This is a genomic window from Blautia sp. DFI.3.45, from assembly GCF_020593505.1.
GTDB classification, from domain to species: Bacteria; Bacillota; Clostridia; order Lachnospirales; family Lachnospiraceae; genus Blautia_A; species Blautia_A wexlerae.
The window spans coordinates 1-884 of sequence record NZ_JAJDMI010000137.1 but is presented as its reverse complement, the minus strand read 5'-3'; the positions used below and the strand labels follow the sequence as shown (position 1 = coordinate 884).

The window sequence follows — 884 nt, the reverse complement described above, 5'->3', positions numbered from 1 at the left end:
CTAGAGCGTGTCTGAAAAATAAAAATTGCACAAAACGCATGTTTTATTTCCCTTTTTCATGATAAAATAAAGAAAAAGGGGTGTTCACTATGTTGAGACGATATGAGTTGACTGATGAAGAATGGCTTCGCATTGAACCTTTATTACCTCCTGAAAATACTGGAAAACAAGGACGTCCAAGGAAAGACAATCGTATCATTATGAATGGAATTGTATGGCTTGCACGTAGTGGGGCACCTTGGCGCGATCTTCCTGAACGTTATGGTTCATGGAAAACTGTCTATAGCCGATTCCGAAAATGGATCGATGATGGTATCCTTGATAATATTTTCCGTATTTTAAGTCTTGAAGCAGAATTGGAAGAATTATCCATTGATGCTTCTATTATCCAGGCGCACCAGCATAGTGCCGGTGCAAAAAAAGGGGGCCTTCAAATGAAATCGGGCATAGCCGTGGAGGAGCCAGCACCAAAATCCATGCGGCAGTAGATGCCTATGGATATCCAGTTTATTTAATGATCAGTGAGGGACAGCGTAATGATATCAATTATGCAATCCCTTTGCTCGATCAAATTGAAATAAACGGAAGCAATGTGTTAGCTGACCGAGGATACGACAGTAATAAATTACTTGATTATGTGTACGCCCGCGGTGGAGAGCCAACCATTCCATCCCGAAAGGGAGCTAAATTTGAACGTCATTGTGATTGGTGGTTATACAAAGAACGCCATTTAGTAGAAAAGTATTTTCTGAAATTAAAAGCATTCCGACGAATCGCTACACGTTATGACAAATTAGCTGCAACCTACTTGGGATTTATTTGTATCGCCTCAATATTAATTTGGTTAAAATAAACAATTTAAAATGTTTTTCAGACACGCTCTA

The 884-nt window shown here is 39.4% G+C and carries 1 pseudogene; it reads left to right on the top strand.

From position 1 onward, the window contains the following. Window positions 1-89: 89 nt before the first annotated feature. Window positions 90-853 (top strand): annotated as a pseudogene (locus LJE09_RS17255) (IS5 family transposase). The last annotated feature ends 31 nt before the right edge of the window (window positions 854-884 follow it).